Raw genomic sequence first — 21,558 nt, forward strand, 5'->3', positions numbered from 1 at the left:
CCGGACGGGATGCCGTTGACCGGCACGTCGATTTCAGTGCCGCCCCCCACTGCCGCCGCCAGCGCGACCAGGGTCGGTTGGCTGAACAGTACACGTACATCGGCGCTCAAGCCGGCCTGACGCATGCGTTCGATCAGGCCCACCGCCAGCAGCGAATGCCCGCCCAGTTCGAAGAAATGATCATGACGGCCCACGCGCTCGACCTTGAGCAGGTCCTGCCAGATCTGCGCCAGGACGGTTTCGACTTCGCCTTGTGGGGCTTCGTAGCCACGGGTGATGACGGCATCGAGGTCCGGCGCCGGCAAGACCTTGCGGTCGAGCTTGCCGTTGGGGGTCAGCGGTAAGGCATCCAGGCGCACGTAGGCGGCGGGCACCATGTAAGCCGGCAGTTGCGCTTGCAAGTGCGTGCGCAGGCCTTCGATGTCCAGCACTTCGTCTGGTGAATGCTGGGTGAAATAGGCCACCAGGCGCTTGTCACCCGGCACGTCTTCGCGGGCCAGGACCACGGTTTCCTTCAGCCCATCGTGGCGCGCAAGTTTGGCTTCGATCTCGCCGAGTTCAATGCGGAAGCCGCGGATCTTGACCTGATCGTCGTTGCGGCCCAGGTATTCGATATTGCCGTCCGCCAGGTAGCAGCCCAAGTCGCCGGTCCTGTACATCCGGGCATTTGGCGTGGTGCTGAACGGATCCTTGAGGAAACGCTCGGCGGTGAGGTCATCGCGATTCAGGTAACCCCGCGCCACCCCGGCACCACCGATGTAGATTTCACCCGGCACGCCCAATGGCACCGGCTGTTGGTGTTCGTCCAGCAAGTAGAACTGGGTATTCGCCACCGGTTTGCCGATGTGTGCGGCAAACCCGTCTTCGTGAGCCATCGACACCCAACTTGAGTAGGTTGTGGTTTCCGAAGGGCCGTAGAGGTTGCACAGACGCTTGACCTGGGTCTGTTCGAACAGCGTTTCCACCAGGCTGCGCTTGAGCGCTTCGCCGGCGACGTTGACCGTGTCGACGCCCTCGCCTACACCGCCCGACTCCAACAAGGCCTTGAGCGCCGACGGCACCGTGTTGATCAGGGTAATGTCGTGCTCACCCTGTTGCAGTTCCAGCACATTAGTGACCACGTCGATGCTGCCGCCCGACGTCAACGGCGCGAAGCATTCGTAGACCGCCAGGTCGAAGTTCAGCGAGGTCGAGAACAGGGTTTTCGACAGGGTTTGAGCATCAAACGAACGATGGGCCCAAGTCAGGAAGTTCACCGTGTTGCGGTGTTCGATCATCACACCCTTGGGCAGACCAGTGGAACCGGAGGTGTAGATCACGTAGGCCAGATGTGCGGACGTCAGCTCGGCAACCTGCGGATTCTGGACGGACTCGTCCTGCCACAGCCCGCTGTCGAGATTGATCACTGGCATCGAGGCGCCGGCCAACAGTTCAACAGTCGCGGTCTGGGCCAACACCGCTGCTGGCGCACTGTCTTCCAGCATGTAGGCAATCCGGTCCAGCGGATAGGCCGGATCCAGCGGCACGTAACCGCCGCCGGCCTTCAGAATCGCCAGCAAGCCTACAACCATGTCCACGCTGCGCTCGACACAAATCGCCACTCGAGAATCGGGTTTCACCCCTTGCGTGCGCAGGTAATGCGCCAAGCGGTTAGCCCGCTCGTTCAGTTCCCCATAGCTCAGGCGTTGCTCGCCGCGAATCACCGCAACGGCATCCGGCGTACGCTGCACCTGCTCTTCGAACAACCCATGAATGGTCTGCTGCTGTGGGTAATCGGCTTCGGTGGCGTTGAACGTCACCAACAGTTGCTCACGTTCCGAGGCTGGCAGGATCGACACGCGCTGCAAGGACAAGTCCGGCTGCTGCTCAAGCATATCGACCAGGTTTTCCAGGGTGTGCTGCACATAACCACAGAGTCGCTGCGCACCAATGCGTGCCGGGGTCATGACGGTAAAGCTGAACGCCTCGCCCTGGTCATCCACCGACAACATCAGTGGGTAGTTGGTCCGCTCTTCGCCGCCCAACACCTGAATGCCGTTCCAGGCCGACAGCGCCTCGGCCGAGGTCGACACAGCGGTGTGGCGGTAGTTGAGCAAGGCACTGAACAACGGTGTCGGCGCCTCTACGCCGCTGCAGCGTTGCGCCAGCGCCAAGGCGGCGTGTTCATGACCGAGCAATGCGGTCAGGCGAGCGTGAGTCGCTTTCACACCCGCACGAACGCCGCTTTGCCCGACACCCACTCGCAACGGCAGGGTATTGATGAACATCCCCAGCGCCCGGTCGGCGCCCTCGCCGCCCTGCATCCGGCCCAGCAGGACCGTACCGAACACGACATCATCCTTGCCCGATACCTTACCCAGGACCTGCGCCCAAACCAGGTGATACAAGCTCGCCGCGCTCACCCCGAGCTGACGTGCCTGGGCCCGCAACCGACGACCGAGGTCGGCTTCCACCTCATGGCGGGCTTCCTCGATGTCGCTGCCATCGCCTTGCACATCCTGCAAGCCGAACGGCAACGTTGGCTCATCGACGTCACCGAGCATGTCGCGGAAAAACCGTTCATGGGCCTCAGCGCTCACACCCAAGCGGGCCTGGGCCACATAATTGCGATACGGCATCGCGGCGCCCAACTGATCAGCCTGCCCCAGCAGATGCGCCTGCATTTCCTGTTGCACCACCTCCAGCGCGGTGTGGTCCAGGGCCATGTGGTGGAACAGCAGCATCGCCAGCCAACGATCGTTACTGGCATCGTGGGCATAAACCAGGCGCAGCATCGGTGCCCGGGTAATCTCCAGGCGGTTCTGCCGCGAATCGAAGCGCTTATGCAACTGCACGGCGACGTCTCCGTCGGCCGGGTCCAGGATCGCCTCTTGCTGAATCAGCAGCGCCTTGCGCCAGACCACTTGCACCGGTTGTTCGAACCCTTCCCAAAGCACCGACGTGCGCAGAATGTCGTGACGGTCGATGACCTTTTGCAAGGCTTGGGAAAAGTCTTCCAGGCGCCCACGGTTGTCGAAGGCGAACTGCGTCTGGAGCACATAGGGATCGCCGCGTTCGGCGGCCAGGTGATGGTAAAGAATGCCTTCCTGCAGGGGCGCCAGCGGGTAGATATCCTGCACGTTGCCGGCACCGCCCGGTACCGTCGATGCGATCCGGTCGATGGCGTCCTGGTCCAGATCGACCATCGGCAGCATGTCCGCCGTGATGTATTCGCAATTCAACGGAATCAGATTCGCCGGGACACGGACCTCGCGGCCACTGCCGACTGCTGCCGCCAATGCCGCCAGGGTGGACTGGCTGAACAGTACGCCGACGTCGGCACTCAGCCCTGCCTGGCGCATCCGCTCGATCAGGCTGACGGCCAGCAGCGAATGCCCGCCCAGCTCGAAGAAATGGTCGTGTCGGCCGACGCGCTCAACCTTGAGCAGCTCGGACCAGATCCGCGCCAGTGCCGTTTCGATCTCGCCTTGCGGGGCTTCGTAACCGCGGCCCGAATAGGCCTCGCTGTCCGGGACAGGCAAGGCTCGGCGGTCGAGTTTACCGTTCGGGGTCAGGGGCAAGGCGTCCAGGCGCATATAGGCCGCAGGCACCATGTGGCTGGGCAAATGCACTTGCAATTGTTCGCGCAGGCGCTCGGCTGTCAACGCTTGATCCAGACTGTCGTGCGCCGTGTAGTACGCCACCAGGCGCTGGTCATCCGCAGCCTCTCCCACCGCGATGACAACAGCTTCCCGCACACCGGGGCACGCACCAAGCCTGGCCTCGATTTCACCCAGTTCGATACGCAGGCCACGGATTTTCAGTTGGCTGTCGTTGCGCCCCAGGTAGTCGATATTGCCATCCGGCAAGTAGCGCGCCAGGTCACCGGTGCGGTACATCCGCGCGTCCTGCACGGTGCTGAACGGGTCCTTCACAAAGCGCTCGGCGGTCAACTGCGCACGGTTCAAGTAGCCCCGGGCAACGCCGGCGCCACCGATATACAACTCCCCCGCCACGCCGACCGGAACCGGCTGCAGGTGGGCATCGAGCAAGTAGACCTGGGTGTTGGCCACCGGTCTGCCGATATGCAACACCGCCTGCGAGGCATCGATCCGCCCCGAGGTGGCCACAACCGTCGCTTCCGTAGGACCGTAGTTGTTGATCAGTTCAAAAGGCAGATCGGCCGGTAGCTTGCGCAGGCGGTCGCCGCCAATCAGCAAGGTGCGCAGTTGATCGTGCGCCATGTCGCGGCCAAATGCGTATTCGGCAATGGGCGTGGGCAGGAAGCACACGTCCAGCGCCTGGGCCTGCCACCAGTCGAGCAGCGCGCCGACGTCCTCGCTGCCCGCATGGGCCGGCGGCAACAGCAACGTCGCCCCCGCACACAACGAAGGCCAGATCTCCCAGGCCGCCGCATCGAAACCGAAACCGGCGACACTGGACGTGCGGCTGCCGCGCTTCACATCGAAGGCCTGGCAATGCCAGCCCACCAGGTTGCTGAGGTTGCGATGCTCAACCATCACGCCCTTGGGCAGACCGGTCGAACCGGACGTGTAGATCACATACGCCAGATGGCTGGCTTCGAGCCCCGGCACCTCTGGGTTGGAGACGGATTCGTCCTGCCAATCGCCGCTATCGAGATCAATGACCGGCGCCGAGCCGACGGCCAGTAAACCGTGGGTGATGCTCTGCGCCAACACCGCGACCGGTGCACTGTCCTGCAACAAGTAGCCGATACGTTCCGCCGGGTAGGCCGGGTCCACGGGTACATAACCGGCTCCGGCTTTCAGCACGCCCAACAGGCCGACGACCATTTCCAGGCTACGCTCGACACAGATCGCCACCCGATCATCGGGGCATACGCCCAGGGCCAGCAGACGGTGCGCGACCTGATTCGCCCGGGCGTTGAGTTCGCAGTAGGTCAGTGTCTGGTCGGCATACACCACCGCCACCGCTTGCGGGTGCGCGGCGGCCTGGGCTTCGAACTGCCGATGGATCAGCGGGTCATGGGTATAGGTCGCCCCCGTCGCATTCCAGGTTTCAAGCAATTGCTTGCGTTCGGCCGGCGGCAAGATCGCCAGGCTGTGCAACGGCGTCTGTGGCGCATGTTCCAGCGCATCGACCAGGTTTTCCAACGCCACTTGCATATAACCACAGACACGTTGGGCACCGATCCGGGATTCGACCAACGCCGTCAGGCTGAAATCTTCACCCAGGTCATCGACACTCATCGTCAGCGGATAATTGGTGCGCTCTTCGCCTCCCAGTGCCTCGATGCCCTGCCAGGCGGACGAGGTTTGCAGCGCGATGGGCGCGGCGACCGAATGCCGGTAATTGAGCAACGCGCTGAACAACGGCGTCGGGGCCATGACGCCACTGCAACGCTGGGCCAACGCCAGGGAAGCATGTTCATGGCCCAGCAGGCCGGTCAGCCGTGCGTGGGTCGCCAGTACGCCGTCGCGCACGCTTTGCGCACCGACCTGCACGCCAATCGGCAAGGTGTTGATGAACATCCCCAATGCCCGGTCGGCACCTTCGCCGCCCTGCATCCGCCCCATCAGCACCGTGCCGAACACCACCGCTTCGCGCCCCGACACCCGGCCCAGCACCAGGGCCCAGGCCAGGTGATGCAAGGCGGCCGCGCTCACGCCCAAGCGGCGGGCCTGGGTACGCAGGCGGCGACTCAAATCCGTCGCGAGACCCTGTCGGGCTTCCTCGACAAGGCTGCCATCGCCGCGCACATCCTGCAGGCCGAACGGCAGTGTCGGCTCGTCGATGGTGCCGAGCATTTCACGGAAAAATGCCTCGTGTGCTTCGCGACTCACACCCAGGCAGGCCTGGGCCACGTAGTTGCGATACGGCACCGCCTCACCCAGTTGGCCGGCCTGGCCCAACAGGTGCGCCTGCATCTCGTGCCGCACCACGTCCAGCGCCGTATGGTCGAGCGCCATGTGATGGAACAGCAGGGTCGCCACCCAACGTTGGTTGAGTACATCCTCGGCAAACCGGATGCACATCAATGGCGCCTGCCGGATGTCCAGGCGATATTGCCCTGCGTCGAAGCGCGCCTTCAGCCGGCTGCCGATGTCGCCGTCCCCAGCGCCGAGGACCACTTGCTCGACACCCAGCGATGCCGTGCGCCAGACCACCTGCAGCGGCTCGTCCAGGCCTTCCCAGGCCATGGCGGTACGCAGGATGTCATGGCGATCGATCACACCCTGCAAGGCCTGAGTGAAAGCGTCGAGACGTTCGCGGTTGTCAAAGGCAAACTGTGCCTGCAAGACATACGGATCGCCCTGCTCGGCGGTCAGGTGATGGTAGAGAATGCCTTCCTGCAACGGCGCCAGCGGGTAGATGTCCTGCACATTGCCCGCCCCGCCCGGCACGGTCGCCACGATGCGGTCGATGGCGTCCTGGCTCAACGCGGCCAGCGGCAGCATTGCCGGGGTGATGTGGGTGCAACCCAGCGGAATCAGGTTGGCCGGAACGGCGATTTCATTGCCATCATGACCAACGGCTGCCGCCAGCGCGGCCAGGGTCGGTTGATTGAACAGCACGCGCACGTCGGTGCTCAAACCGACCTGACGCATCCGCTCGATCAGGCTGACCGCCAACAGCGAGTGCCCGCCCAGCTCGAAGAAGTGGTCGTGTCGACCGACTCGCTCAAGCCCAAGCAGGTCCTGCCAGATTTGCGCCAGGACGGTTTCGGTTTCACCTTGTGGGGCTTCGTAGCCACGGGAGATGACGGCATCCAGATCCGGTGCCGGCAGCGCCTTGCGGTCGAGCTTACCGTTGGGGGTCAGTGGCAGCGCGTCCAGTCGGACGTAGGCCATCGGGACCATGTAATCCGGCAGTTGCGCTTGCAAGTGCGTGCGCAGGGTTTCGATGTCCAGTGCTTGATCTGGCGAGTGCTGGGTGAAATAGGCCACCAGGCGTTTGTCGCCCGGCACGTCTTCGCGGGCCAGGACCACGGTTTCCTTGATGTTTGGAGCCTGAGCGAGCTTGGCTTCGATCTCACCCAGTTCGATGCGGAAACCACGGATCTTGACCTGATCGTCGTTGCGACCCAGGTATTCGATGTTGCCGTCCGCCAGGTAACGGCCCAGGTCGCCGGTTTTGTACATGCGCGCGTTCGGGGCCGTGCTGAACGGATCCTTGAGGAAACGCTCGGCGGTCAGGTCATCGCGATTCAGGTAACCCCGCGCCACCCCGGCACCACCGATGTAGATTTCACCCGGCACGCCCAACGGCACCAGTTGTTGGTGCTCATCCAGCAGGTAGAACTGGGTGTTCGCCACCGGTTTGCCGATGTGTGCGGCAAACCCGTCTTCGCGAGCCATCGACACCCAACTGGAGTAAGTCGTGGTTTCCGAAGGGCCATAGAGGTTGCACAGGCGCTTGACCTGGGTCTGTTCGAACAGCGCTTCCACCAGGCTGCGCTTGAGCGCTTCGCCGGCGACGTTGACCGTGTCGACGCCCTCGCCCAATCCACCGGATTCCAGCAAGGCCTTGAGCGCCGAGGGCACGGTGTTGATCAGGGTAATGTCGTGCTCACCCTGTTGCAGTTCCAGCACATTAGTGACCACGTCGATGCTGCCGCCCGACGTCAACGGCGCGAAGCATTCATAAACGGCCAAGTCGAAATTCAGCGAGGTCGAGAACAGGGTTTTCGCCAGCGTCTCGGCGTCGAACGAACGACGCGCCCAGGTCAGGAAGTTCACCGTATTGCGGTGTTCGATCATCACACCCTTGGGCAGACCAGTGGAACCGGAGGTGTAGATCACGTAGGCCAGATGTGCGGACGTCAGCTCGGCAACCTGCGGATTCTGGACGGATTCGTCCTGCCACAGCCCGCTGTCGAGATTGATCATTGGCATCGAGGCGCCGGCCAGCAGTTCAACAGTCGCGGTCTGGGCCAACACCGCTGCTGGGGCACTGTCTTCCAGCATGTAGGCAATCCGGTCCAGCGGATAGGCCGGATCCAGCGGCACATAACCGCCGCCGGCCTTGAGGATCGCCAGCAGGCCCACAACCATGTCGATACCACGTTCGACACAAATCGCCACCCGCGAATCAGGCTGCACGCCCTGTTGGCGCAGGTAATGGGCCAAGCGGTTGGCCCGTTCGTTCAACTCGCGATAAGTCAGCCGTTGCTCGCCACGGATCACCGCAACGGCATCCGGCGTAAGCTGCACCTGCTCTTCGAACAACCCGTGAATGGTCTGCTGCCGCGGATAGTCCGCCACGGTGGCGTTGAAATCGCGCAACAACTGCCAACGCTCATCTCCAGGCAAGATATCCAGCTCGTTGACCAGCGATCGAGGCGCGAACTCCAGCGCCTCCACCAAGCTCGCCAGAGCTGTCTCCATGTAGGCGCCAACCTGCCGGGCATCGACCGCGCCAGCGGTCTGCACACTCAACAGGAAGCCCTCACCCTGATCATCGACCGACAACATGCACGGATAATTGGTCCGTTCCATGACCGCCAGCACTTGCGCACCCGCCCAACGCTCGATGCCGTCGTTCTCCTGGAACGGGCTGTGGCGGTAGTTCAGCAAAGCGCTGAACAGCGGCAACGAAGCCGGCACGCCGCTGCAGCGCTGGGCCAGTGCCAGCGAGGCGTGTTCATGACCGAGCAACGCGGTCAGTCGCTCATGGGTCGCCTTGACGCCGGTACGTACATCCTCGGCGCCCACTTGCACTCGCAGCGGCAAGGTATTGATGAACATGCCCAGCGCGCGGTCCGCGCCTTCGCCGCTCTGCATGCGGCCCAACAACACGGTGCCGAAGACCACGTCTTCACGACCGGACAAGCGTCCCAGCACCCTGGCCCACGCCAAGTGATGCAAGGCCGCCGGGCTCACCCCCAACAGGCGCGCCTGTCGCCGCAGGCGCACGCTCAATGTGGCATCGAGGTTCAACTTGACCTCTTCGATGCCCCGGCCGTCGCCCTGTACTTCACGCAGCCCGAACGGCAGCGTCGGCTCCTCGACATCGCCGAGCATGTCGCGGAAGAAGCCTTCGTGTTGCTCGCGGCTGACGCCCAGCAAGGTCTGCGCCACATAATTGCGGTACGGCATGGCGGCGTCCAGGCGCTCGGCCTCACCGCTGAGGCACGCCAGCATTTCCTCCTGCATCACGTCCAGTGCCGTATGGTCCAGGGCGATGTGGTGGAACAGCAGGATCGCGACCCAGCGCTGTTGGACGCGGTCCCAGGCGCACGCCAAACGCATCAGTGGCGCCTGGCCCAGGTCCAGGCGACAGTGCCGAGGGTCGAAAAGCGCTTGTAGTTGCGTGGCGATATCGCCTTGGGCCGAGTCCAACAGCGGTTCTTCGAGTAGCAGTTCGGTACGGCGCAGGACTACTTGCAAGGGCTGGTCGAAGCCTTCCCAAAGCACGGCGGTCCGAAGGATGTCGTGGCGGTCGATGACCGCCTGCAAGGCCTGGACGAACCCATCGAGCTGGGCACGGCTGTCCAAGGCAAACACGGCTTGCAACAGGTACGGGTCGCCCGCTTGCGCGGCAATATGGTGGTAGAGAATCCCCTCTTGCAGCGGAGCCAGCGGGTAGATGTCCTGCACATTATCGACACCGCCGGGCACCGTGGCGACAATCCGGTCGATGGTTGGCTGATCCAGCGACACCAGCGGCAGCATGGCCGGCGTGATCCGCTGGCAACCTGCGGTGATGGCATTGGCCGGCACCACGATGTCAGCGCGACCGCCCACAGCCGCGGCCAGGGCGGCCAGGGTCGGTTGACCGAACAATACACGCACATCGGCGCTCAGACCGGCCTGGCGCATGCGTTCGATCAGTTTCACGGCCAGCAGCGAATGTCCGCCCAACTCGAAGAAATGGTCATGGCGCCCCACCCGCTCCACACCCAGGACCTCGGTCCACAGCCGGGCGAGAACAGTCTCCACCTCGCCCAGCGGTGCTTCATAGGCACGGCTGGCAAAAGCGTCCGCCTCGGGCGCTGGCAGCGCCCGTCGGTCCAGCTTGCCATTGGGTGACAGGGGCAGTTTTTCCAGTCGCACATAGGCCGCCGGGACCATGTAGTCCGGCAAGAGAGCCTGCAGATGGGCGCGCAGCGAATCGGCGTCGGGCCACAGGTCCGCGATCGCAGGCGTGAAGTACGCCACCAGGCGTTTGTCGCCAGGGCTGTCTTCGCGGGCAATGACCGCCGCCTCTTTGATCCCGGCGTGCTGGCAAAGCCTGGCCTCGACTTCCCCCAGCTCGACGCGGAAACCGCGGATCTTGATCTGATCGTCGTTGCGCCCCAGGTATTCAATGCAACCGTCGGGCTGGTAACGCCCCAGGTCACCGGTCTTGTACAGACGCGCCTGGCCATCCACCGCGAAAGGATCGCGGATGAAACGTTCGGCACTGAGGTCGTCGCGGTTCAGGTAGCCACGGGCAACGCACACGCCGCCGATGTGGAGCTCGCCGGCCACGCCGGCTGGAACCGGACGCAGGTGTTCATCCAGCAGATAGATGCGCGTATTGGCCACCGGGTACCCGATGGCCGGTAGCGTTGGCCAGGCGGCGACATCGTCCGGTAAGGCCAGCGCGGTGGCGACGTGGGACTCGGTCGGGCCGTAGTGGTTGTGCAGGCGGCAGCCGTCCAGGCGGGCGAAAAAGCCACGGATCTGTGGCGTGATGCGCAGTTGCTCGCCCGCGGTGATGACGTCGCGCAGCGGGCAGGCCAACGGACCGCTCTCGCCATCGCCCAGCACCGCCTCGGCCAACGCCTGCAGGGCGACACACGGCAGGTAGAGCCGTTCGATGCGCTGCTCGCGGATGTGCTGGAACAGACGATGGAAATTCAACCGGATATCGGCATGGATCAACGACAGTTCGCCACCGGCGCACAGGGTGCTGAAAATCTCCTGGAAGGCAACGTCAAAGCCCAGGGCCGCGAACTGCAAGGTGCGTGCCGCCGCGCGGCCCTGCTGCTGGGCCTGTGCGATTTGCCACTGCATCAGGTTGACCAGGGCCCTGTGCGGCATGGCCACGCCCTTGGGCTGGCCAGTAGAACCGGAGGTATAGATGACATACGCCAGGCTGTCGGGGCTCAGGCCGCTCACCTGCGGAGGGATTTGCGGCTGGGCGCTGATACCGGCGGCATCGCGTTCCTCGACGTCGAGCAACAACACCGGCATGCAAGGTTGCGGGAAACGCGCCTGCAAATCGCGCTGGGTCAGCAGCACCTTGGGCGCGCTGTCGTCCAGCATGTAGGCCAGGCGTTCGCTCGGATAGGCCGGGTCCAGCGGCACATAACCGGCACCCGCCTTGAGAATCCCCAGCAGCCCCGCGACCATTTCCAGGCTGCGATCCACGCAGATCGCCACGCGATCATCGGCGCCGATCCCCTGCTCGATCAGCCGATGGGCAATCTGGTTCGCCAGCCGATTCAGCTCACCGTAGCTCAGGCGCAAGTCCTGATACGTCAGCGCGACAGCTTCCGGCCGGGCCTGGGCCTGGGCTTCGAACAACTGATGAATCAACACTCCTGCCGGATAGGCCGTATCGAAGGCATTGAAGTCCTCGATCAATTGCCGACGCTCATTGGCGGGGACAATATCCAGGCCATGCAGCGGTGTGTCGACCGCCTGATCGAGCGCATCGGCCAGTGCCTCGAGCACGGTATTCATATAGCCGCAAACGCGCTGCGCACCAATACCGGCCACGGCTTGCACCGTCAGCCCGAACGACTCGCCCAGGTCGTCTATGGACAGCGACAGCGGGTAGTTGGTCCGCTCCTCGCCGCCCAGGATCTCCACACCGGCCCAGGTTCGCGCCAGGCCGGCGTCCTTGGGTGCCTGCGCGGCCACCGCGGTTTGCCGGTAGTTCAGCAATGCGCTGAACAGGGGCGTCGGTGCGGCGACCCCGCTGCAGCGCTGCGCCAGGGATAACGGCGCGTGTTCGTGACCAAGCAGTGCCGCCAGGCGCTCGTGGGTAGTCTTGAGAGCCGCCAGCACGCCCTGGCCCCCTGCCTCGACGCGCAGCGGCAGCGTGTTCACGAACATGCCCAGGGCGTGTCCATCGTCCTGGCCGCTGTGCAAGCGGCCCATCAACACCGTACCGAACACCACATCCTGACGACCGGACAAACGCCCCACCACTTGAGCCCAAGCCAAATGGTGCAGGCTCGCCGTGCTGACCCCAAGGCGCCGTGCCTGAGCGCGCAGGCGCTGGGTCAAGTCGGCAGCCAGCGCCAGCGAAGCCTCTTCGATACCGGTGCCGTCGCCCTGCACATCCTGCAAGCCGAACGGCAGGGTCGGCTCGTCCACGTCCCCGAGCATTTCACTGAAGAACGCTTCATGTTGGCCAGGATCGCTGCCCAAGCGGACCTGCGCCACATAGTTACGATAAGGCACGGATTTGGGCAGTTCACCCGAACGGTTTTCCAGGTGTGCCTCGATTTCCTTGCCCAGCATGCCCAGGGAAGTGGCGTCATCGATCAAGTGATGGAACAGCAATACCGCGACCCAACTGCCGTTGGCGAGGTCTTCGGCCACGTGGATGCGCATCATCGGTGCCTGACGCAGGTCGAAGCGGGTATGGCGAGGATCGAAGCGGGCCTGCAATTGCTCGGCGATGTCGCCTTCGGCCGCCTCCAGGACGAGTTCTTCTACAATCAGCCGGGCCTGGCGCCAGACCACCTGGACCGGCTCGCCCAGGTCTTCCCACATCACCGACGTGCGCAGGATGTCGTGCCGCTCGATCACCGCCTGCAAGGCTTGCACGAACGCATCCAACTGTTCGCGACTGCCCACGCGCAACAGTGCTTGCAGCAGATAGGGATCGCCCTGAGTCGTCGCCAGGTGGTGATACAGGATGCCTTCCTGCAACGGCACCAGCGCGTAGATGTCCTGGACGTTGCTCACCCCACCCGGTACCGCCGCGACAATACGGTCGATCTCGTCCTGGGTCAGCGTGGCCAGTGGCAGCATGTCCGGCGTGATGCGCTCGGCATCATGGGCAATGGCGTTGTCCGGTACGACGATGCCGCCGCTGGTCCCCGTGACGGCCGCCAGTGTCGCCAGGGTTGGCTGGCCGAACAGCACCCGCACGTCGGTGTCCAGATTGACCTGGCGCATGCGCTCGATCAGCTTGACCGCCAGCAGCGAGTGACCGCCCAGTTCGAAGAACCGGTCATGGCGCCCCACCCGCTCGACGCCGAGCAGTTCAGTCCAGAGCCCGGCCAAGGTGATTTCCACGTCGCCTACCGGCGCTTCGAACACGCGATGGGCATAAGCCTCTGCATCGGGCGCCGGCAGCGCCTTGCGATCGAGCTTGCCATTGGTGGTCAGCGGGAATCGTTCAAGGACCACGAAGGCACTGGGCACCATGTAGTCCGTCAACGAACCCAGCAGGGTTGAACGCAGTTCGACCACCGACAGCCGTACGCCTTCATTGGCGATCAGATAGGCCACCAGACGTTGATCGCCCGACGCGTCTTCACGGGCGACCACCACCACTTCACGTACACCTTCGCACGCCGCCAGCTTCGCCTCGATCTCGCCAAGCTCGATACGGAAGCCGCGAATTTTCACCTGCTCGTCGTTACGCCCCAGGTATTGCAGCTCACCGTTCTCCAACCAGCGGCCCAGATCACCGGTGCGATACATCCGCGCCCCGGCGGCGCTGTCGAACGGATCGGCGAGGAAGCGGGTGTCATTGAGTTCGGGCCTGTTCAGGTAGCCTCGCGCCACCCCCGCGCCAGCGACATACAGCTCACCTTCCACGCCCACCGGCACCGGTTGGCCATACGGGTCGAGCAGGTACAGGCGCAAATCCGGAATTCGCTTACCGATCGGACTGACCCCGATCAACTGCGCGTCGGCCGGTTCAAGCGGACGATACGTCACGTGCACCGTCGTCTCGGTGATGCCGTACATGTTGACCAGCCGTGTCCCGATGTTGGCTACACGGGCATACCAGGGCTTGAGAATGCCGGTTTCCAGCGCTTCGCCACCAAAGATCACCTGGCGCAGGCTGTGACGCAGATCGCTTTCGCCCTGGGCCGCGATCAACTGCCGGAAGGCGCTCGGCGTCTGGTTCAACACCGTGACGCCGGCCTCGCACAGCAGCGCGTAGCAGTCTTGCGGGGAACGGCTGACCAACTGCGGTACCACCAACAGGCGGCCACCATGGCTCAGCGCCCCCCAAATCTCCCAGACCGAGAAGTCGAAAGCGAAGGAATGGAACAGCGCCCATACATCCTGCTGGCCGAACTCGAACCAGGGCTGGGTCGCCGAGAACAGCCGGGCGACGTTGCGGTGTTCGACCATCACCCCTTTGGGCAACCCGGTGGAACCGGAGGTGTAGATCACATAAGCCAAGTGATGCGACGCCAGCGTCGCGACGTCAGGGTTGTGCGCCGGCTGCGGGGCGATCCCCGCGCTGGCGGGCTGATCGAGCCATAACACCGGGGCAGACAGCGCCGGCAGTTGCACCTCCAGCGCCGACTGAGTGAGCAACGCCACCGGGGAGCTGTCCTCAAGCATGAAGGCCAGGCGTTCCGGGGGATAGGCCGGGTCCAGCGGCACGTAACCGGCGCCGGACTTGAGGATACCCAGCAGGCCGACGATCATGTCCAGGCCACGCTCGACACAGATCGCCACCCGGTCATCCGGGCGAACCCCCAACGCCAGCAGGCGATGGGCAACCTGGTTGGCCCGGGCATTGAGCTCACCGTAGGTCAATGCCTGCTCTTCGTATACCACCGCCAGCGCATCGGGTTGCGCGGCCGCTTGCACTTCGAACAGGCCATGGATCGTGCGGTCATGCTCATAGTGCTGCCCATCGTTGGCGTTCCAGGCCTGAAGCTGACGGGCTTCGGCCGGCGTCGGCAGCACAAACTCGCGGATCGGCAATGCGTCATTGCTCAAGCCTTGCTCCAGCACCTGCATGAAGCGCTCGGCCATCGCCTCGATTTCACCCTCCTGGAAAAATGCTGCGTTGTAGATCCAGTGCAACCAGGCGTTATCGTCGTGCGGGTTGCTCCGGACGTGGATGGCCAACGGCATCTGTTCATGGCCGTTCGAGCATTTCACCGAACGGGCCGGGGCTTGCCCGAACATGAACTGATGATCGTCCAACTCATAGGAGAACGATATGTCGAACAATTGCGCGCGATTGCCCTGCAGCAGCTCCAGCGAACGGTTCATATCGCTCAGGGGGAAGCGCTGGTGGCGATAGTCCTGTTTGAGAGTGCGCGCCACTTCGTGGACCAGCTCACCGAATGACAGGTCGGCGCTGAAGCGCAGGCGCACGGCGCTCACCTGGGTGAACATGCCCATGGTTTTCTTGAACGTCGCGTTGGAGCGGTTCAAGACCGGCAAGCCGATCACCAGCTCTTCGCGCTGGGTGGTGCGAACAAAATAAACGTGCAGCGCGGCCAGCAGCACCGCCGAGCGTGACGACTGGTGCAGTTGCGCCAAGGCGTCGATCCGCTCGTTCAGTGCCTGGGCATAGGGCCATACGACATGGCCACTGGGGGCCACGCCGCCAGGGTAGCGATCACGGTTGCGGGCAACGAACAAGGGCGGTGGCACTTCCTGGTATTTTTCCAGCCAGTACTGCCGTTCACGGGCAAACCGCGGGGAATCGCGATAGCGGGCATCGTCTTCGATGAATGCCACGTAGGACGGTGCTGTCACGTCCGGTGCCTGGTTGCTTTCCAGCGCGCTGTAAAGCTCGCCGAGCTCCTTGAACATCAAGCCGATGCTCCAACCATCCAGGACGATGTGATGAACCTGGATAACGAAATAGAACGATGCGTCATTGAGCTTGAGCAGCGCCAGGCGGAACAGCGGCCCCCCATCCAGTGGAAACGCCATCGCCATCCGCTGCTCGACCCAGGCCTGCGCCGATGCTTGCGGGTCGCGCTGATCAGACAAATCATGCACAGGCACCTGCACCACCAGCGTATCGGCCAGCGTCTGCATCGGCACGCCGCCTGCGTCGGCTTCGCAGAGCAATACCGTGCGCAGGGCATCATGCTTTTGCACCAACAGGTCGACCGCCTGCTGGAACCGCTCGGGGTCAACCACACCGTCGATGTGCAGGTATCCGCCGATGTTGTACAACGGGGAGTCGCCCTGGACCATTTGCTCCAGCCAGATGTCTCGCTGGGCGGCGGTCAACGGGTAGGTTTGCGAGAACTGCAGGGACTGGTTCATACCCGCCCCTCCGACACCCGAACGCGGACCGACAACGGACTGCCCTGGGCCATCCTGCCCGGTTGCTGTCCATCGCACCGGTTGGCCAAACGGCCGGTTGCAACAACGTCACCCACCACACGCGCAAAGAAAAATTTCATACGGTCCTTCTCAGAGATTTGTCAGTGCTGCCCGGGTTGAATGCAACAGGCACGCCTGGAATTGATGCAAATCCGCGCGGGTAGTCGGCGCGGCATTGGGTCGGTCGAACGACCGGAGCGTTCTTGCATGGCGCAGGCACCCGGCGCCGGACTCACGTCTGCCGGGTGGGGGCGGTGCCAAGCGGTTTCACGGGTGTTCAGCAGTACTGTCACGACATCGCGGGCCGGACCCTGGGACCTGAATGGACATTCAGGCTCGCTTGTCGCGCAGGGCGCAGTTGATATCGGAAACGATCTGGCCATCCGATAACTTGATGATGCGATCGGCCAGTTGGAAATACTGGTCGTCATGGGTAATGATCAGCACCGTCTTGCCACGACGCTTGAGGTCGGGCAGCAGTTCCTCGTAGAAGAACTTCTTGAACGGCGGATCCTGGTCCGCGGCCCATTCGTCCAGTACGTAGACCGACCGGTCTTCCATGTAGGCGCACACCAGCGCCAGGCGTTTTTGCTGGCCATAGGACAAGGCCTTCAAGGTTGAATACCCCTGCCCTTCGATCTTGATCTTGTCGGCCAGCCCCAGGGTTTCGAGGTACTTGCTCGCCAGCGTCGGGCTGCCGTCCTCTTCGTCGGGGCCGATGAGACGGTTGAACAAGTGGAAATCGGAAAACACCGCAGAGAACAAATCACGATAGTCATTGCGACTTTCATCGGTGATGGGCTTGCCATCGAGCAGGACCTCACCATCCTGGGGGATGTAGAGCCCGCAGAGGAGCTTGGCCAAGGTGCTCTTGCCGCAACCGTTGCCACCGACGATGTAGATCAACTCGCCTGCCTGCACCGTCAGGTCGATGGGCCCCAGGGAGAAACCGGTCTCCGCATGCATATCCTGGTAGTGCATGCGCACGGCTTTCAATTCGATGCGATTCCACGACTTCTTGTGCTCCAGCAGATGAACCTTGGGCACGTCGGTCTCGATCGGCTCCGGATGCGGATCGTTGATCGAGAAACCAAACTCCGAAAGACGTGTACAGGCCACCCGGCCCGCCGCCAGCAAGGGCATCGCCCCGACCAGCAACGACAACGGGCCCATGATGTACAACACGGCCAGGACGCTGGCGGTCATGATTTTCGGATCGACGGCACTGACCAGGGGCGCGGCGAACAGCAGACAACCGATCAGCAACGACAGCGTGAACTGCCCGACGTTGTCGGCGGCGGTGTACCACAGGCGCTCCACGAAGTTGTAGCGCGCCACACGGGTGGAAGACGCCTCGATGGCCGAGCGACCGAACCAACGGCGCCGCACGCCATTGAGCTTCAGCTCCTTCAGGCCGAACACCAGCGCGTGGGTGTACTCATTGAACGCGGTGTATTCATCCCGTACGCGGGACGTGTTCCTGACGCCACAGGAAAAGAAGAACAGATACAGCCCCACTCCCAGGATCATCAGTGAAACCGTCAAGGCCAAAACCACCCATGACAGGTAAGCCAGGTAGGCGATGCCGAACAGAAAGACCGTCGTCTCCACCAGGATCGTGGGCATGATGATCAACGTGGTATTCAATTGCGGGATGTCGTTGGTCAACATCGTCAGCACATTGGGCGGGCCGCGCCGGTCCACTTCTTCCAGCGGCGTGGCGAGGATCTTGCGACACAGCGCAATGCGCAGGCGCGTCATGATCCGCATGCTGGCGTAAGCCGGGAACAAGGCTGCACCGTTGCGCAAGATCAGCGCCGTGGCACTGAGCCCGATGAACCAGTACAGCGCGTGCAGGCGAGAGCCGTCATTGTGGATCGCATCGTTGATCACACTCACCACCGCGATAGACGCGACCCCGCTGATGACACCGCAGACCAAGGTAAAGAGCGTCAGCCAGGGGTGGTTGCGCCACAGCAGGCGCATGACCGAGCCTGGTCTGGGCTTCTTCACTTTCTTCGCTTTCTTCTCTTTCATCGGTAGCTATCCTCGAGTGGAGTCGCGAAAAGGCTCACGCCGGCTGCCATACGTCGCCGCGGGCGGTCATCTCGCCCATGGCCACGACAATCAGGCGCGGCTCCTCGTAAGGATCGCGAGCATGGGCGGCCAACATGTTGTCGAGCATCACCACATCGCCCTTGCGCCAGGCGAACCTGACGGCACAGGCCTCATAGGCCTCGCCGAGCAACGCCATGACGTTGTCTTCTATCGGTGTTCCGTCGCCATAACTGACCATGCGTGGCAGACGATCGGCGCCGAACATGTCGAGCAGGTCTTCGCGCATTTCCTCGCCCAGACAAAACGGATGGTGCAGCTGAACCTGGTTGAAGAAGGCGCGCTCGCCGGTCACCGGGTGCTTGATGACCGCCGGGCAGAGGGTGCGCACTTGCAGGGTTTCGCCGTCGAGCCATTCGAAATCGGTGCCCTGCTCCCGGCAACGCTGCTCGACAGCCGCGCGGTCGGTGGTGCCAAAGAACGACTCCCAGCTCGGCTCGACACCGACGGTAAAGGTGCGGCTGTACATCAAGCCTTTCTGTTCGAAGCGCGCCACCACCTCCGCCGGCAGGCATTGCAGTACCTGCCGGATGTCCGCCAGGGGGGTCGCGCCGCCGACCCGTGACGGCTGCTCGCAGTAGAACCATTGCTTGCGCGGCCAGCTTTCCAGGTGCGAACTCTCGTTGTGATAGAGGATCATCTCGCGCTCGGGGTAAGGCGTGGAGCGATAGACGTTGCGTCCGCCCTCCTTTTTCGGCAGGTCGCCGTAACTGCCATGCAGCCCGGGCGACAGGGCTTCGGCGAACGCCTCGAAGTCCGGCACCGAGGCCAAGTCAAAACCGCGAAACAGCACCGCGCCGTGGCGACACAGCAACGCCTCGATCGCCTCGCGATGGGTGCTGGCCCACAGCGACGGGTCCAGCCCCGGCTCGATGGGTTCTATCACCACCGGCAAACTCAAACCGTCGGCGAGCGACGACAGCCTTACCGATTCGCCGGCGCCGTGACCGGGCCAGACGAGCGAATCCGCCACCCCGTCAGAGGGCATGACGGGTGAAGCGTCAGTTTGAAGACTCATGCATAACTCCTGAACCACAGATCCTCGGATCCACGTCGCAGGGCCAAATCAATACGCCCCACCATCGGGCAAGGATAAAAACACTGATCCGCGATGGTGTCTGGCACCGCAAACCGGGACAGAGCCCGGCACCTGTCGCTACACCGACACGGTCGATCCGCATCAGGATCGTTTGTCCCCATTTCCCCCGACAGACGCAGACACGAAGTCGGTGCTGAAATGCGCCAGCTGCGATTCGCACAGGTACCTCCAACGATCCCGTGGGCCGCAGTGACGTATCGAGTGCAGCGGTTTGCGTACCACGCAAACACGCTGCACGTGGCATTTAACAGGAGCGTTAGTCATGCCGATTAAGAACACTGGCGGATCGGTCAACCCCGCGCCAGCCCCCCTCACGTCTGGTGCATTGCTGCATGAAATATTCACCGCCCGGGCCCGTGAATTCCCCGAGCGAACCGCGGTATCCGACGCCTCGCGCTCATTGAGCTATGCCCAACTCGACACGGCGTCATCGAAGCTGGCGGCCCGGCTTCGCCAGGAAGGCGTCCAGGACGGCATGCTGGTGGGGATGTGCCTGCCACGCGGCGTCGACCTGGTCATCAGCCTGCTGGGCATTCTCAAGGCCGGTGGCGCTTATGTCCCGGTCGACCCGCAGTACCCTGGCAAGCGTGTCGAACACATCGTTCGCTACAGTGGCCTGAGCCTGGTGATCGGCGAACTGGCCGACCTGCCGCAGAGCGCGTCCGTGCGCGTCCTGCCCCTCGCCGATCTACTGGCCGGTCCGGACCTGGCACCACTTGCCGACAGCGACCGTCGCCACCCCGACGAGGCCGCGGCGTACGTCATCTACACCTCCGGCTCAACCGGGGAACCCAAGGGTGTCCTGGTCGCGCACGGCAATGTCAGCCGTCTGCTGGAAAGCACCCAGCGTTCGTTCGCCTTCAACGAGAACGACGTCTGGTCGATGTTCCACTCCATCGGTTTCGATTTTTCGGTCTGGGAAATCTGGGGCGCCCTCGCCCACGGCGGCCACGTAGCCGTAGTGCCTTACGAGGTGTCGCGCTCGCCCGGTGACATGCGCCAATGGTTGGCGGACCAGGGTGTGACAGTCCTGAGCCAGACACCCTCGGCGTTCCGTGGCCTCGATGAAGCCGACCGCTCCGCCCCTGCCCCCCTGGCGCTGCGCTATGTGGTGTTCGGCGGCGAGGCGCTACCGGCCACCGTGCTGCGCCCATGGGTCGAGCGTCACGGCGATCAGAAGCCGGCCTTGATCAACATGTACGGCATCACCGAAGCCACCGTCCACACCACCTTCAAGCGCGTGCTCGGCCAGGACCTGGAAAGCGCCGCCATGGTTTCCATCGGCGCGCCACTGGATGGCTGGCGTTTGCATCTGCTCGACGCCGATCAGCAACCGGTGCCCCAAGGCAACGCCGGTGAGCTGTACATCGAAGGTGCCGGTGTAGCGCTGGGCTACCTGAATCGCCCTACCCTGAATGCCGAGCGCTTCGTCCAGTTGCCGGGCACCTCGAGCCGTGCCTATCGCACCGGAGACCTGCTGGTCCTGGGGGATGACGGCGAGTACCGCTACGCCGGACGTTGCGATGAACAATTGAAGATCCGTGGTTTCCGGATCGAGCCGGGAGAAGTCGAGGCTTGCCTGCAAACCAGCCCGGCCATCGCTGCGGCCCATGTCGTCGGCCACGATTACGGCGAGGGCGACTGGCGCCTGGTCACCTACGTGGTGCCGTCCCAGGGCGTCGACGCCTGGACCGAACAGACCCGCAACGAAGTGGCCGCGCTGGTGGCCGCCAGTCTGCCGGACTACATGCGTCCTTCAGCCTACATTGCATTGGCGCAATTGCCGGTCACGGACCACGGCAAGATCGACAAGGCCCGCCTGCCCTCGCCTGACTCGGTACCTTCGAGCGTGGAACATGCCAGCGAACCCGGCCTCACTGAACAGGAGCAGTTCGTGCTCAAGATCTGGTCGGACGATATCGGCCTGAAGAACATTGGCCTGAACGATGACTTCTTCGATTTCGGCGGCACCTCCCTGGCCCTGATCCGCTCGCTGAGCACGCTCAAGGCCCATTACCGGGTCAACCTCGACCCAGGCGTGCTGGCAGATGGCGCGACCGCCAAGGTATTGGCCGGTTGCATCCAGCGTTCCCTTGTTCAAGCCCATTGATCGAA

The 21,558-nt window shown here is 63.4% G+C and carries 4 protein-coding genes (1 of these 4 only partly in view); 1 reads left to right on the plus strand and 3 read right to left on the minus strand.

Annotated features, from left to right (window positions below; genetic code table 11):
- The 3 genes from EPZ47_RS16280 to EPZ47_RS16290 all read right to left on the minus strand — a co-directional run.
- Positions 1-16,169: the 5' portion of a non-ribosomal peptide synthase/polyketide synthase gene (locus EPZ47_RS16280; RefSeq protein ID WP_135845726.1), read on the minus strand. 12,928 nt of this gene lie to the left of the window's left edge; the window shows 16,169 of its 29,097 coding nt (coding positions 1-16,169); it begins with the start codon at positions 16,167-16,169; its stop codon lies beyond the left edge, outside the window.
- A 390-nt stretch (positions 16,170-16,559) separates the two neighbouring features.
- Positions 16,560-18,266: a cyclic peptide export ABC transporter gene (locus EPZ47_RS16285; RefSeq protein WP_135845727.1), complete on the minus strand. Its 1,707-nt coding sequence runs from the start codon at positions 18,264-18,266 to the stop codon at positions 16,560-16,562.
- 34 nt (positions 18,267-18,300) lie between these two features.
- The gene (locus tag EPZ47_RS16290; protein WP_135845728.1) at positions 18,301-19,362 is read right to left on the minus strand and encodes a TauD/TfdA family dioxygenase; all 1,062 of its coding nucleotides are present in this window, start codon (positions 19,360-19,362) and stop codon (positions 18,301-18,303) included.
- A gap of 343 nt (positions 19,363-19,705) precedes the next feature.
- On the opposite strand from EPZ47_RS16290, the gene syrB1 reads away from it, so the two are divergent.
- Positions 19,706-21,553: a syringomycin E biosynthesis L-threonine--[L-threonyl-carrier protein] ligase SyrB1 gene (syrB1, locus tag EPZ47_RS16295; RefSeq protein WP_135845729.1), complete on the plus strand. Its 1,848-nt coding sequence runs from the start codon at positions 19,706-19,708 to the stop codon at positions 21,551-21,553.
- Positions 21,554-21,558: the final 5 nt, after the last annotated feature.

The organism is Pseudomonas viciae, from assembly GCF_004786035.1.
In the GTDB taxonomy this organism is placed as follows: Bacteria; Pseudomonadota; Gammaproteobacteria; order Pseudomonadales; family Pseudomonadaceae; genus Aquipseudomonas; species Aquipseudomonas viciae.

What these genes read in the sequence shown, in the direction of transcription:
- EPZ47_RS16285 (WP_135845727.1), bottom strand. Translation starts at nt 18,266, where the DNA reads ATGAAAGAGAAGAAAGCGAAGAAAGTGAAGAAGCCCAGACCAGGCTCG.
- EPZ47_RS16290 (WP_135845728.1), bottom strand. Translation starts at nt 19,362, where the DNA reads ATGAGTCTTCAAACTGACGCTTCACCCGTCATGCCCTCTGACGGGGTG.
- syrB1 (WP_135845729.1), top strand. Translation starts at nt 19,706, where the DNA reads ATGCCGATTAAGAACACTGGCGGATCGGTCAACCCCGCGCCAGCCCCC.